15 protein-coding genes are annotated in these 13,372 nt (G+C 65.7%); 11 read left to right on the plus strand and 4 right to left on the minus strand.

The window, feature by feature from the left end:
• Positions 1-5: 5 nt before the first annotated feature.
• Positions 6-1,181 carry a DNA-processing protein DprA gene (gene dprA / locus F0Q04_RS04450; protein WP_182344666.1) on the minus strand — a complete coding sequence of 392 codons (1,176 nt, stop codon included), beginning with the start codon at positions 1,179-1,181 and terminating at the stop codon, positions 6-8.
• Positions 1,182-1,211: 30 nt separating this feature from the next.
• Positions 1,212-2,435: a LysM peptidoglycan-binding domain-containing protein gene (locus F0Q04_RS04455; RefSeq protein ID WP_182344668.1), complete on the minus strand. Its 1,224-nt coding sequence runs from the start codon at positions 2,433-2,435 to the stop codon at positions 1,212-1,214.
• Positions 2,436-2,606: 171 nt separating this feature from the next.
• Here F0Q04_RS04455 and def point away from each other — a divergent pair, with 171 nt between their 5' ends.
• The 9 genes from def (at position 2,607) to F0Q04_RS04500 (ending at position 9,433) form a co-directional block, all read left to right on the plus strand.
• A complete protein-coding gene (gene def, locus F0Q04_RS04460) occupies positions 2,607-3,128 on the plus strand; it encodes a peptide deformylase (RefSeq protein ID WP_116926081.1) in 522 nt (173 codons plus the stop codon).
• A 55-nt stretch (positions 3,129-3,183) separates the two neighbouring features.
• On the plus strand, positions 3,184-3,654 hold the full coding sequence (locus tag F0Q04_RS04465; protein WP_182344670.1) for a hypothetical protein: 471 nt from the start codon (positions 3,184-3,186) through the stop codon (positions 3,652-3,654).
• 51 nt (positions 3,655-3,705) lie between these two features.
• A complete protein-coding gene (gene fmt / locus F0Q04_RS04470; RefSeq protein WP_182344672.1) occupies positions 3,706-4,689 on the plus strand; it encodes a methionyl-tRNA formyltransferase in 984 nt (327 codons plus the stop codon).
• A complete protein-coding gene (locus tag F0Q04_RS04475; protein WP_021026997.1) occupies positions 4,686-5,510 on the plus strand; it encodes an AzlC family ABC transporter permease in 825 nt (274 codons plus the stop codon). Before fmt ends, F0Q04_RS04475 begins: the two co-directional genes overlap by 4 nt.
• A complete protein-coding gene (locus tag F0Q04_RS04480) occupies positions 5,507-5,851 on the plus strand; it encodes an AzlD domain-containing protein (protein ID WP_182344674.1) in 345 nt (114 codons plus the stop codon). The genes F0Q04_RS04475 and F0Q04_RS04480 overlap by 4 nt, the downstream gene beginning before the upstream one ends.
• A gap of 129 nt (positions 5,852-5,980) precedes the next feature.
• Positions 5,981-7,174: a phosphoglycerate kinase gene (locus F0Q04_RS04485; protein ID WP_182344676.1), complete on the plus strand. Its 1,194-nt coding sequence runs from the start codon at positions 5,981-5,983 to the stop codon at positions 7,172-7,174.
• A gap of 173 nt (positions 7,175-7,347) precedes the next feature.
• Positions 7,348-7,986 carry a hypothetical protein gene (locus F0Q04_RS04490; protein ID WP_133248143.1) on the plus strand — a complete coding sequence of 213 codons (639 nt, stop codon included), beginning with the start codon at positions 7,348-7,350 and terminating at the stop codon, positions 7,984-7,986.
• The gene (locus F0Q04_RS04495; RefSeq protein WP_260718699.1) at positions 7,983-8,561 is read left to right on the plus strand and encodes a FlgO family outer membrane protein; all 579 of its coding nucleotides are present in this window, start codon (positions 7,983-7,985) and stop codon (positions 8,559-8,561) included. Before F0Q04_RS04490 ends, F0Q04_RS04495 begins: the two co-directional genes overlap by 4 nt.
• Positions 8,562-8,914: 353 nt before the next feature.
• Positions 8,915-9,433: a DUF2165 family protein gene (locus F0Q04_RS04500; protein ID WP_116926088.1), complete on the plus strand. Its 519-nt coding sequence runs from the start codon at positions 8,915-8,917 to the stop codon at positions 9,431-9,433.
• Between the two features lie 30 nt (positions 9,434-9,463).
• On the opposite strand, the gene F0Q04_RS04505 is transcribed toward F0Q04_RS04500, so the two are convergent.
• A complete protein-coding gene (locus F0Q04_RS04505; protein ID WP_182344678.1) occupies positions 9,464-10,348 on the minus strand; it encodes a DMT family transporter in 885 nt (294 codons plus the stop codon).
• An 84-nt stretch (positions 10,349-10,432) separates the two neighbouring features.
• Here F0Q04_RS04505 and pyrF point away from each other — a divergent pair, with 84 nt between their 5' ends.
• Positions 10,433-11,254 (plus strand): orotidine-5'-phosphate decarboxylase, encoded by an 822-nt coding sequence (gene pyrF / locus F0Q04_RS04510; RefSeq protein WP_116926090.1) that lies wholly within the window; start codon positions 10,433-10,435, stop codon positions 11,252-11,254.
• Positions 11,255-11,406: 152 nt separating this feature from the next.
• Positions 11,407-12,402 (plus strand): Bug family tripartite tricarboxylate transporter substrate binding protein, encoded by a 996-nt coding sequence (locus tag F0Q04_RS04515; RefSeq protein WP_420093974.1) that lies wholly within the window; start codon positions 11,407-11,409, stop codon positions 12,400-12,402.
• Positions 12,403-12,424: 22 nt separating this feature from the next.
• On the opposite strand, the gene F0Q04_RS04520 is transcribed toward F0Q04_RS04515, so the two are convergent.
• Entirely contained in the window at positions 12,425-13,366 is a 942-nt protein-coding gene (locus F0Q04_RS04520; protein WP_116926092.1) for an EamA family transporter, read from the minus strand.
• Positions 13,367-13,372 lie beyond the last annotated feature (6 nt).

The raw sequence follows: 13,372 nt of genomic DNA on the forward strand, positions 1-13,372 counted from the left end.
TGGATCTAGCCTGCCGCCAGGCGCTGGAACAAGCCGCCGGGCAGGCGCGCCACCTGGCCTTGGAGTTCGAGCTCCAGCAGCTGGATCTGCAGGCTGGCGATGTCGATGCCGGTGCGGCTGCACAGACTGTCCAGATCGACCGGGTCAAAGCCCAGCGCCTGCAGCAAACCCTGGTCTTCATGCTGATCGTTGCTGGCCGCTGCGCCAGGCGCAGCCGCTGGAGCGGGCTCTGCAGCTGGCGCCCGCGCGGCTGCACCGCCCAGCGCCGGCAGCTCTTCCAGAATATCTTCCACCGATTCCACCAGCTTGGCGCCCTGGCGGATCAGCGCATGGCAGCCTTTGCTTTGCGGCGCATGGATGGAGCCGGGGATGGCGAAGACCTCGCGCCCCTGCTCGCTGGCCAGCCGGGCGGTGACCAGGGAGCCGGAGGCGGTCGCCGCCTCGACCACCAAGGTGCCACTGGCCAGGCCGGCGATCAGCCGGTTGCGTTTGGGAAAGTTCTGCGCCAGCGGGGGCGTGCCCAGGTGGTATTCGCTGACGATCCAGCCCTGCTCGGCAATCTGCGCGGCCAATTGGTGGTTGGCCCGGGGGTAGACCCGGTCGATGCCGGTGCCGATCACGGCGATGGTGGCGGGCTGCGTATCTGTTGCGGCCTCCAGCGCGCCGGCATGGGCGGCGGCATCGATGCCCAGCGCCAGGCCGGAGACGACGGTCACGCCCTGGCGCGCGAGGGTCTGCGCAAAAGCGCGGGCATGGAGCGCACCCTGGGGCGTGGGATTGCGGCTGCCGACCACGGCCAGCGCCCGGTGCGGCCAGGCCAGGCCTTGGGCGCCAAACCAGCGGGCATGGCCGGTGATGTAGAGCAGCACTGGCGGGTCTGCGGTTTCGAGCAAGGACGCCGGGTAATCGGCGTCGCCCAGGGTCAGTACATGGCGCTGCAAAGGGGCGGGCGCGCTGGTCAGCCAGGCCCAGGTGGCCGCCTGCAGCGCTTGCAGCTCGGGGCTGGGGTGGTGCAGCGCCCAGGCTTGCGCGGGCGTGATGCAACTCTCCAACGCGGCGCTGGTCTGGGCCAGCACGTCAGCGGGCAGCCCAAAGCGCGCCAGCAGCCGCCGGATGGTGGTATTGCCCAGGCCGGGCGTGGCGCTCAAGCGCAACCAGTCATGCAGCTCTTGTTCGGTCATGGGCAAGAGCCACTTTCCCCGTTTCCCGTATCAGGGGCGGTAGTCGGGCGAGATCAGCGAGTCGCCTACCTTCACGCCTTCCTTCGCTTCCAGAATCAGCGCGTAGGACACCTTGTCGAACGTGCGGAACACCATGGCCAGGCCATTGGCCTCGTTGGGCAGCTTGATGACGGTCTGGTCGCTGTCGGTCTTGTCCTTGATGCGCGCGCCGCGCGTCATCAGGCGGAAGACATGGCCGAGCTCGACACCGTCGGCCTGGCCCCGGTTGATGGCGATCACGTTGTTGCGCGATGCATAGGCCACGCTGTTGCTGCCGTAGATGGACACGACGCTGCCTTGCAGGTGCTCATCGGGCGCATGCGGCACATAGCTGGTGACGGTGGCGCGCGGCATCGGCAGCAGCTTGTCGCCGATGCGGATTTCTTCCTTCACCGACGTGATGTCCAGCGATGCTGGCACCGGATCGGTGTGGGCATGGCCCTTGGCATCGAGCGTCGTCTCCTTGCGCTCACCGGCCATCACCTGCACCTTGCCCAGGTACTGGGCTTCGTAGCCCAGCACGGCGTTGGTTTCGGGGTCGACCATCGGCACGGCATTGCGGAACACACGGTAGTACTGGCGCTCCTGGCCTGTTTCCAGCGACTGGTCGGCCGAGCGGCCATAGACGCGGTCGCCGGGCGACAGCAGGGCGCGCTCTTGTGCGGCACCGACCAGGCGCGGGGCTTTTTCGCTCTCGCCAGCGGCCAGCACTTCGGGCTCGACCAGGAAAGCCTCGATGAGGCGCTGGTTGACGGCGGGCAGTGCGGTGCCCGAGAGGCTCTCGCTGCGCACGCGCGGCGAGATGCGGATGACCTCGTCCTCACCCGAGCGCGAGGTGACCAGGCGCGCCATGCCATTGCGGCGCTCCAGGTACAGGGTCTGGCCGGGGTAGATCAGGTGCGGGTTGGCGATGGACTGCAGGTTCATGCCCCACAGCGCCGGCCAGCGCCAGGGCTGCTGCAGGTAGATGCGCGAGATATCCCAGAGCGTATCGCCCCGCTTGACCACGTAGCTCTCGGGTGCATTGGCGACCAGGTCGGCCTCGGGGATGCCCTGCGCCGCCACTTGCTGGGCGGTGCTGCGTTGCTGCGCGGTCACCGGCAACTGCGCGGCCGGGGTGGCGGCCCAGGCACTCATGCCGGCGCAGGCCATGCAGGCGACTGCAACGGCGCTGCTGCGCAGCTGGTGGAACAGGGGCGTGGTGGATGCTCGCATGGCCGGGTGACTCCCTCTCAGTCGCTGGCAGGCCACAGTGGGCCTGCTGTCAATGTTTGTAATTGCCTCTGATTCTCGGGCCAAGCCCTTGATCGATCAATGATTATTGCAAGCCATCTGGGCATTGAAGCGCAAAAGTGGCGAAAATAACGACATTCAAGAGCGAAAACTATGTCTATCCTCCCGATTCTCTGCTACCCCGATCCCCGTCTGCACAAGGTCGCCAAGCCCGTGGCCGTGGTCGATGACCGCATCCGTACCTTGGTCCAGGACATGCTGGCCACCATGTACGACGCCAGCGGTATCGGCCTGGCAGCCACGCAGATCGACGTGCACGAGCGCGTGGTGGTGATCGACGTCTCTGAAGAGCGCAATGAGCCCATGGCCATCATCAACCCGGAAATCCTCTGGGCCAGCGATGAAAAGCAGGTGGGTGACGAAGGCTGCCTGTCTGTGCCCGGCATTTACGACGGTGTCGAGCGCTCGGTGGCGGTCAAGATCCGGGCACTCGACGAGAACGGCAACAGCCGCGAGATCGACGCCGAAGGCCTGCTGGCCATCTGCATCCAGCATGAGATGGACCACCTGCTGGGCAAGGTGTTTGTCGAGTACCTCTCGCCCCTCAAGCGCAACCGCATCAAGTCCAAGCTGGTCAAGCAGCAAAAGCGCGAACTGGCCGACGCCAAGGGCTGATATGGGCACGGCGCGATCTTCACGGAGCTGGCTGCCTGGCAGCGCGTGGGGCGCGATGGCGCTGCTCATCCTGTGCGCCGCCCTGGCGGGCTGCGCCTATCCCACCCAGTTCAAGCCCGGCACCCCGCAGCAGGAAGTGCTGAGCAAGCTCGGCCCTGCTACGACCGTCAAAAAGCTCGAGGGCGGAGCGGAGCGCTGGCTCTACACCACCCAGCCGATGGGGCGCGAGGCCTACCAGCTGCGCTTTGGCGCCGATGGCCAATTGCAGACCACCACCCAGGTGCTGACGGCCGAGAACTTCGGCGCCATCCCGCTGGGTCAGTTCAGCGAGCAGCAGCTGATGCAGGATTTTGGCCCGCCGATGGAAATCACCCGGGTCTGGAGCTTCAAGGGACAGGTCTGGACCTACCGATTCTGGGACAATGGCATCAAGCGATTCGCGCATGTGCACATCGATCCGCAAGGTGTGGTGCAAAAGCTGATGTTCATGGATGAGCCTTTGCCCGAGCCCCGCCAGCGCGATTGACGGCCGGTCTGCGTGGCCCGATCGCAACTGGCCTCTTACCTAAAAAAAGACATGAAAGTAGTTTTTGCCGGCACGCCGGAATTTGCCCGTGTGGCTCTCGAGCAGTTGCTGGCCGCCGGTCACGAAGTGCCGCTGGTGCTGACCCAGCCGGACCGGCCCGCCGGCCGGGGCATGAAGCTGCAGGCCTCTCCGGTCAAGCAATGCGCGCTGGCGCACGGCATTGCAGTCAGCCAGCCGCTCAGCCTTCGGCTCGATGGCAAATACCCGCAAGAAGCGGCTGCCGCACGCGCGGCGCTGCTGGCGGCCCAGCCCGATGTGATGGTCGTCGCCGCCTACGGTTTGATCCTGCCGCAATGGGTGCTGGACTTGCCTGCCAAGGGCTGCCTCAACATCCACGCCAGCCTGCTGCCGCGCTGGCGCGGCGCCGCGCCCATCCACCGCGCGATCGAGGCGGGCGATGCCCAGACCGGCGTGACCATCATGCAGATGGACGCGGGCCTCGATACCGGTGATATGTGCCTGGTCGAAGCGCTGGACATTGCCGCCGATGACACCACCGCCAGCCTGCACGACAAGCTGGCCGAGATGGGCGGGCGCATGCTGGTGCAGGCGCTGGCCTTGAGCGCCGAGGGCCGTTTGCAGCGCGCGCCGCAGCCGGCAGAAGGCATCACCTACGCGCACAAGATCGAGAAGGCCGAAAGCACCATCGACTGGGCGCAGAGCGCTGTGCAGATCGATCGGCGCGTGCGCGCCTTCAATCCCTTCCCGGCCGCCTCGACCCGCATGGGCGAGGAGGTGGTCAAGATTTGGGCAGCGCAGCCCGAGCGGCATTCGCCCGCCGGTGCCGTTCCCGGCCAGGTGCTGGCGGCCGACGGCCAGGGCATTGTGGTGGCCTGCGGCGAGGGTGCCTTGCGCATCAGCGCGCTGCAGCGGCCCGGTGGCAAGCGGCTGCAGGCGGCCGATTTTCTGCGCGGCCATGCGCTGCAGCCCGGCCAGGTGCTGGGTGACGACAGGCTCTCCGTGGCGGCTCCATGAGCCTGCACCACCGGCGCCGCGCCATCGACCACCCCAGTTTCCGTGCCGGCGTGGTCGACATGTCGGGCACGGCCGTGGGCATTGCCGCCTGGGCGCTGGTCACCGGTGTGGCCATGGTCAAGGCGGGAATCTCCGCCCCCATGGCCATCTTCATGTCGCTGGTGGTCTATGCCGGCAGCGCCCAACTGGCGGTGCTGCCGCTGATGGCGATGGGCTCGCCGATGTGGGTGGTCTGGTTCACCGCCGCCTGCGTGAACCTGCGCTTTGTCATTCTGTCGAGCATGTGGCGCAGCTATTTTGCGCACCTGCCGCTGTGGCACCGGCTCTGCATTGGTTACTTCAGCGGTGATGTGATCTTTGTGGCCTTCATGCGCCGCTACACCGCGCCGGTGGCCAAGCCCCAGCAGGTCTACTACTTCTGGGGCGCCTCGTCGCTGAACTTTGTGACCTGGCAGGGCTTCTCGATTGCCGGCATCTTGCTGGCCAACGTGGTACCGCTGGAATGGGGCCTGGGCTTTGCCGGCGTGCTGGCGCTGCTGGGTGTGCTCTATTCGATGCTGATCGACCGCGCCACCAAGGTCGCGGCGCTGGTGGCGGCCACGGCGGCGATTGCGGCTTATGGCATTCCGCTCAAGCTCAATATCCTGGTGGCGATTGCCTGCGCGGTCACCATCGGCCTCCTGGTCGAGGCGGTGGACCAGCGCGGGCGCAAGCCCAAGATCGTGGTGGTGGCCAAGAACAAACCGCTGCCATCGCCCGGGCCCGAGCAGCCCGACGATGGCACCACGGCGGTGCCCGTGCGTGAGGAGCATGTGCGATGAGCCAGGACGACTGGGATCTGCTCTACCAGCTCACCGCCATCGTGGGCCTGACCGTCATCACCGTGGTCACCCGCGCGTTCTTCATGATCCCGAAGAACGAACTGCCCTTGCCCGACTGGCTCAAGCGCGGCCTCAAATACGCGCCGCTGGCCGCGTTGATGGCCGTCATTGCCCCCGAGCTGTTGATGGTCAAGGGCGAGCTGACCGACACCTTGCTCGATGCCCGCATTCCGGCGGTGATCTGCGCGACCATCTATTACTTCAAAAAGCGCGGCATCCTGGGCACGATTGTGGTGGGCATGGCGGTCTACCTGCCGCTGCATATCGCCCTGGGCTGGTAAGCCGGGGCGGAGAGACGCGAGCGCGACCCGCTGCTTGGGGCGGGCTGGGCAGGCCTCTACAATGGCGGCCATGCGCAGGCCCTTGCATGGCGCGCGCCCCAGTTTCTAGACTCTTTGGTAGCCATTCCCATGAACATCCTTCGTTTCTCCGACCTGTGTGCCCAAGGCAAGGTGCAAGGCCAACGCGTTTTTATCCGCTCCGATCTGAATGTGCCGCTCAACGATGCCGGCGAGATCACCGAAGACACGCGCGTGCGTGCGTCGGTGCCTGCGATCGAGATGGCGCTCAAGGCTGGCGCCGCCGTGATGGTGACCAGCCACCTGGGCCGCCCCACCGAGGGCGCGTTCCAGCCCGAGGACTCGCTCGCCCCGGTGGCGCAACGTCTGGCGCAGCTGCTGGGCCGCGAGGTGCCGCTGATCGCGGACTGGGTTGACGGTGTCACCGTGGCCCCCGGCCAGGTCGTGATGCTGGAGAACTGCCGCAGCAATGTCGGCGAGAAGAAGAACCTGCCGGCGCTGGCGCAAAAGCTCGCCCAGCTGTGCGACATCTATGTGAACGACGCCTTTGGCACGGCCCACCGCGCCGAATGCACGACCTACGGCATTGCCGAGTACGCCAAGATCGCCTGCGCCGGCCCGCTGCTGTCGGCCGAGATCGATGCCATCACCAAGGCACTGGCCGCGCCGGCGCGTCCGCTGGTCGCCATCGTCGCGGGCTCCAAGGTCTCGACCAAGCTGACCATCCTGCAGGCGCTGTCCAGCAAGGTAGACCAGCTGATCGTCGGCGGCGGCATTGCCAACACCTTCATGCTGGCGGCAGGCCTGAACATCGGCAAGTCGCTGGCCGAGGCCGACCTGGTGGGTGACGCCAAGGCCGTGATCGATGCCATGGCCGCACGCGGCGCCGATGTGCCGATTCCGACCGATGTGGTGGTGGCCAAGACCTTTGCGGCCGACGCAGAGGCGACCATCAAGCGCGCCACCGACGTGGCCGATGACGACCTGATCCTCGATATCGGCCCCGAGACGGCCGCCCGCCTGGCCGAGCAGCTCAAGAAGGCCGGCACCATCGTCTGGAACGGCCCGGTGGGCGTGTTCGAGTTCGATGCGTTTGCGCATGGCACCGAAACCCTGGCCCAGGCCATTGCCCAGTCGCCCGCCTTCAGCATTGCCGGTGGCGGTGATACCTTGGCCGCCATTGCCAAGTACGGCATCGAGGACAAGATTGGTTATATCTCCACTGGCGGCGGTGCCTTTTTGGAAGTATTGGAAGGCAAGACCTTGCCAGCTTTCGAGATTCTGCAAAAACGCGCGGCAGGCTGAGCTTATTCAGTGGACAAATGGCGTTTCTAAAGTGTGAGCAAAAACAACAAAATGCGTGGCTCTGCTCGCACTTTGGATCGTTTCACTTGTCTTGGTAGCACCACATCTACAACAATGGATGCAAGCCTGGGCGGGTGTTGGCCCGTCGGCTATCTAATTCCGAGGAGGGAAACATGGCTTTGAAAAAGACCATCGGAGCGGCGGCGCTGGCAAGCGCCGTGCTTGCGTTGACGGGTTGCGCGGTAGAGGCGCCCGTTCCATACGGCGCCAACTATGCGCAACCAACCCAGATGAAGGTCCGCGCAGCGGGCCACTGGGACCTGATGGCCAGCGAAGTGGTGGCCGACACGCTGGCGACGCTGGAGCGCAATGGTCTGAACGCCAAGACGCCTTTGTATGTGGCCCTGCCACAGAACGCCAGCGCCTTTGACAGCGTGTTCCACGACCTGGTCGTGACCAAGCTGGTGCAGCATGGCGCATCGGTCTACACCACCCCCGGCCAGCAGCTCGAAGTGAGCTACGACGCCAAGGTCGTGCACCACAACCTGCAGCAAGCGGGCAACTGGGCCTATGAAGGCGACAACGGCCAGGTCGTCGCTGGCGTGAGCCCGACCATCGGCACCGACTACCAGGCCGCCACCATCGCAGGCGCCCCGGCATACTCCGAAGTGCTGCTGACCACCACGGTGCTGCGCCAGGGCCAGTATGTCGCGCGCAAGTCCAATGTCTACTATGTTGACAATGCCACCGTCGGCCAGTTCGCCAAGACCGAAGCCTACCGCGCCGTCAACATGAAGGTGGTGAACAAATGATGCGGCGTCTGACCACCCTGGCCGCTGTGGCCTCTGCCGCTGTGCTGGCCGGTTGCGCCAGCTGGAGCGATCCTGCCCAGCCCGTGAGCACGGTGCGCAGCGAGCCGACCTACCAGGCTGCGGACGCCAGCGTCTTCCTGGCCAACAGCCAGGATGCGATCAACAAGCTGACCGCCTCGGTCGCGCCCCAGTCGACCGGTACCGGCCCCGTGCTGGTGGCCACCGTGGTCAATGTGAACAACATGGGCGCCTCGTCGCCACTGGGCCGCACCTTGTCCGAGATCTACGCCAACCAGATGGCCGCCCGTGGCTTCCACGTCAAGGAAGTCAAGCTGCGCACCGATCTGTATGTGCGCGAAGGCACCGGCGAGCTGCTGCTGTCGCGCGAGATGCGCGACATTGCCCGCAGCCAGAACGCCTCGATGGTGCTGGTCGGCACCTTCTCGCCCGCTGCCAACTTCACCTACGTCAGCCTCAAGCTGGTGCGTACCGAAGACAGCCGCATCCTGTCGGGCTATGACTATGCCTTGCCCAATGACCGCGATGTGACCCGTTTGCTGAACGCGCCTCGCTGATCCACCACCGGGCCGCCGCCCGGTTGGAACAAAGAACGCACTCCCCTTGGGGCAGTGCGTTTTTTTATGGCCGGATCGGCCAGCGTTGACAGCCTCCACAGCGGGCTGGCAGAATCCAGCCTCCCTCCTGGCGCGACATTCGATCCGGTTGGCCTGCGTGTTTCCCAGACCCGCTGCCGGCTTCAGGTTTTCCAGTCCCGATCTGCGCGCCTGCGTGCTTTTTGCACACCTCCCCGCCAACTCCGCGTTGGCACACTTTTGATGGATCAGGTGCCGAGCCTTGCTGTTCGGCGCCACGGCATCCGTCTGCCCTTTCCTATCCCTCTCTCACACTCTCACGTCTGGAGCTTCGAATGATGATTCGTCTGTCCAAGTCCGCCCTGGTGCTGGCCATGGCTTTCTTCGCCACCTTGGTGGCTTTTGGCAATATCACCGACTACGCCACCAACTTTGCCTTTGTGCACCATGTGTTCCTGATGGACACCACCTTCCCCGGTAACAGCATCCTCTACCGCGCCATCGATGCGGAATGGATCCACCACCTGGGCTATGCCGGCATCATTGCGCTGGAGACACTGACAGCGCTGCTGTGCTGGGTTGGCGGCAGCCAGCTCTTGCGCGCCCGCCATGCCGATGCGGCCGGTTTTCGCGCTGCCAAAAAATGGGCGATTGCCGGGCTGACCCTGGGCTTTCTCACCTGGCAGGTGGGCTTTATGTCGGTGGGCGGTGAGTGGTTTGGCATGTGGATGTCCAAAGAGTGGAATGGCGTGCCCGATGCCTTCCGCTTCTTTATCACCTTGCTGCTGGTGCTGGTCTACCTGACGATGGACAACGACAGCCTGGCCCCGCCTGCGCAGTCCGCAGGCCGCTGATTCAGCGACGTAGGATCGCTTTGTGCTGGCTCAGCGGCGCGCCCGGCTGGGCCAGAGCACCGAGGCGATGGCCAGCACCATCAAGGCCACCGCCGTCCAGTCCTGCCAGTGCAGGATCTCGCCCAGCCACCAGGCGCCGCTGAAGACGCCCAGCACGGGGATCAGCATCACACTCAAAGTGGACGCCAGCGGCGGCAGGGTGCGCACCAGAAAGAACCAGGCCACCTGGGCAAAGCCGATCACCAGCACCGCATTGAACAGGATGGTGCCCCAGGCGATGGGGTCAGGCGCATGCCAGCGCGGGCGCTCCAGCAGCGTGGCCAGCAGGCACAGGCAGCCGGTGGTCATCACGGTCATCCAGAAGGCCAGGGTCAAGGTGGGCGCGGGGATGCGGGTGCGGCGCAGCAGCTGGGTGCCCAACGCCCAGCTGGCCGCTGCCAGCAGCATCAGCGCCACGCCCGTGGGCTTGCCGCCCAGCTTGTCCATCTCGTTCCACAGCAGCAGCAACACGCCGCCGGCGGCAGCGGCTACGCCCAGCCAGGCGCGCGGCGGCAGCCGGTCACTGAAGAACAGTGCGCCCAGCGCTGCTGAAAAAATAGGCATGGTGTAGCCCAGGATCGCCGCCCGGCCGCTGGGCAGCAGCGGAATCGCCACAATGATCAGCGTGTGCCACATCACCATGTTGAAAAAGCCCAGCACCACGAGCGGCCCCCAGTAGCGCCGCTCCAGCCGGAAGGGCACCTTGAGCACCAGCAGGCCCAACGCCAGCAGCGGCAGGCCGATCAGCATTGACAGCGCGCGAAAGCTCAGTGGCGGGAAGTGCTGCACCCCCGTCTTCATCACCGGCCAATTCAGCCCCCAGACCAGGGTCAGCAGGCACAGGATCACCAGTTGTTGTCGCGACAGGGTAGGCATGGGGCGCGATTGTGCCTGCAATCCCCGTGCGACGCAGTCAGCTCTGCGAAGGCCCTGGCACGGCCAGCTTTTACAATAGCGCCCATGCCTTTTATCGACCAGCTGCGCGCCGCAGCCACCCAAAACAACTCCATGCTGTGCGTGGGCCTGGATCCGGAGCCCAGCCGTTTTCCCGCCGCGATGCGCGGCGATGCCAGCAAGATCTATGATTTTTGCGCAGCCATCGTCGATGCCACCCATGACCTGGTCAACAGCTTCAAGCCGCAGATCGCCTACTTTGCAGCGCACCGCGCCGAGGACCAGCTGGAAAAGCTGATGGCCCATATGCGCCGCGTGGCTCCCCAGGTGCCGGTGATTCTCGATGCCAAGCGCGGCGACATCGGCTCGACCGCCGAGCAGTACGCCAAGGAAGCCTTTGAGCGCTATGGGGCGGACGCGGTGACCTTGTCGCCCTTCATGGGCTTTGACTCCATCACGCCCTACCTGAAGTACGAGGGCAAGGGCGCCTTCTTGCTGTGCCGCACCTCCAACCCCGGTGGGGACGACCTGCAGGCCCAGACCCTGGCCGATGTGCCCGGCCAGCCGCAGATGTTCGAGCATGTGGCGCGCCTGGCCCAGGGCCCCTGGAACACCAATGGCCAGCTCGGCCTGGTCGTCGGTGCCACCCGCCCGCAAGAGATCGAGCGTGTGCGCGCCGTCGCCCCCCACCTGCCGCTGCTGATTCCCGGCGTCGGTGCGCAGGGTGGTGATGCGGTGGCCACCGTCAAGGCGGCCCGCATTGGCGGCGGCCCGATCATCATCAACTCTTCGCGCGCCATTTTGTATGCGAGCAGCGGCGACGACTTTGCCAGCGCGGCGCGCGCCGCTGCGATCCAGACCCGCGACCTGCTCAACGCGGTCGATTGAGCGGCTCCAGCGCCAGAACGACAGGGTCCGTGCTGCACGCTGGCACGGGCCCTGCTTCTTTTTCCGGAATAGTGTGGAGGCTTCTTGGGCCAAGACACAATGCGCCTGCCGCTTTTCTTCTGACGCCTTTTCCACCGCCACAAGGACTTCCGATGCTCCCTATGCTTTTTTCTCGCCCGCGCCGAAAGGCCTGCCTGGGTCTGCTGGCGCTGGCGGCCAGCATGGCGGCAGGCGCACAGGCGGCTGCGCACTACCCCACCAAGGCCATCTCCTTGGTGATTGCCTACCCGCCTGGCGGCAGCACCGATGCGGTGGGCCGCATGGTCGGCACCGAACTGGCGCAGCGGCTCAAGCAGCCGGTGGTCATCGAGAACCTGGGCGGTGCCGGTGGCGCCATCGGTGCGCAAAAGGTGGCCCGGGCGCCGGCCGATGGATATACCTTGCTGCTGTCGGCCAACAACGAGATGGCGATTGCGCCGCTGATCAACAAGGCCATCAAGTACCGGGTGTTCAAGGATTTCACGCCGATCAGCCTGGTGGCGACCCAGCCCATGGTGCTGGTTGCCTCGCAGTCCAGCGGCGTCAAGAACACGCAGGAGTTCCTCAGCCTGCTGCGCCAGAACCCCGGCAAGTACAGCTATGGCAGCTCGGGCGTGGGCACGGCGCTGCACATTGCTGGCGAGATGGTGCAGCAGGCCGGCAATGTGGCGATGACCCATGTGCCCTACAAGGGCGTGGCACCGCTGACCAATGACCTGCTGGGCGGCAGCCTGGATTTTGGCGTGTTTGTGCTGTCCTCGGGCCTGCCGCATATCCGCGCCGGCAAGGTGGTGGCGCTGGGCACGACCGAGGCCAAGCGCTCCAGCGTCACACCCGATATCCCGGCCTTGGCCGAGACCTCGGCGTTTGCGAGGGTCGATATCAACAGCTGGTTTGCGCTGATGGGCCCAGCCAAGTTGCCCCCGCAGGTGCAAAAGGCCTTGCGTGCGGCCATTGATGACATGCTGCAGTCCCCCAGCTTTCGCGCCAAGCTCGAAGCCAGTGGCAATGTGGTGGCTGCGCCCGGCCAGGACATGGGCGCCTTCTTGAAGGCCCAGGTGTCCAAGTACCAGCAGATCGTCGAGACCGCGAAGATCGAAGACCGCTGAGCGCGGTCTCCTTCGGCGCAGCTTAGCGCCGCGCCGCCTGCAGCCAGCGGCCGCCCCAGACCACGACCACCAGCGCCAGCACGACAAACACCGCGCCAGCCCATTGCCAGGCCGTCACCGTCTCGCCCAGCACCAGCATGCCGGTGGTCAGGCCAATGACCGGCACGCAGAGGCTGAAGGGCGCCACCCGGTTGGCCGAGTAGCGCTGGATCAGCTTGGTCCACAGCCCGTAGCCGACGATGGTGGCCACCCAGCCCAGGTAGGCGATCGACATCCAGGCCAGCCCGGGAATCTGCTGCCAGGTCTCTGCCTGCAGCCACTTGCCCACGCTGCCCTCGTCCAGTGCGGCGCTCAGCCCGATAAAGGGCAGAATCGGCATCAGGCTGCTCCAGGCGATAAAGCCCACCGGGTCGTAGCGGGCGTTTTCCTTTTGCGCCAGGCGCACCACCACGTTGGAGCAGGCCCAGGATGTGGCCGCGCACAGCACCAGCAGCAGGCCTGCCAAGGTGGTGCCACCAGCGCCATTGCTGCGCAGCTCATTGATCAGCAGGCAGGCCAGGCCGAGCGCGGCAATGCCCATGCCGGCCACCAGTGGGCGGCCGGGGCGCTCGCGCAGCAGCACCCAGGTCCACACGGCGGTGAGAAACACCTGGGTCTGCAGCACCACGCTGGCGAGCGACGCCGTCATGCCCACCTTGAGCGCGGTGAACAAGAAGCCAAACTGGCCCACGCCCTGCAGCAGGCCAAACAGCACCACCCAGCGCCAGTGCACGCGCGGCGGCTTGATGAACAGCACCAGCGGAAAGGCCGCGCAGAGGTAGCGCAGGGCGCCCAGCTCGAACGGGGTCAGGCTCTGCAGGCCCCATTTCATGATGACAAAGTTGATGCCCCAGACCACCACCACGACCAGCGCCAAGGCGAGGTCCGTAGGGCGAAAGGGGACAGGGGAGCTGGAAGCGGACATGGCTGG

The sequence above is a fragment of the Comamonas koreensis genome (genome assembly GCF_014076495.1).
GTDB lineage: Bacteria > Pseudomonadota > Gammaproteobacteria > Burkholderiales > Burkholderiaceae_C > Comamonas > Comamonas squillarum.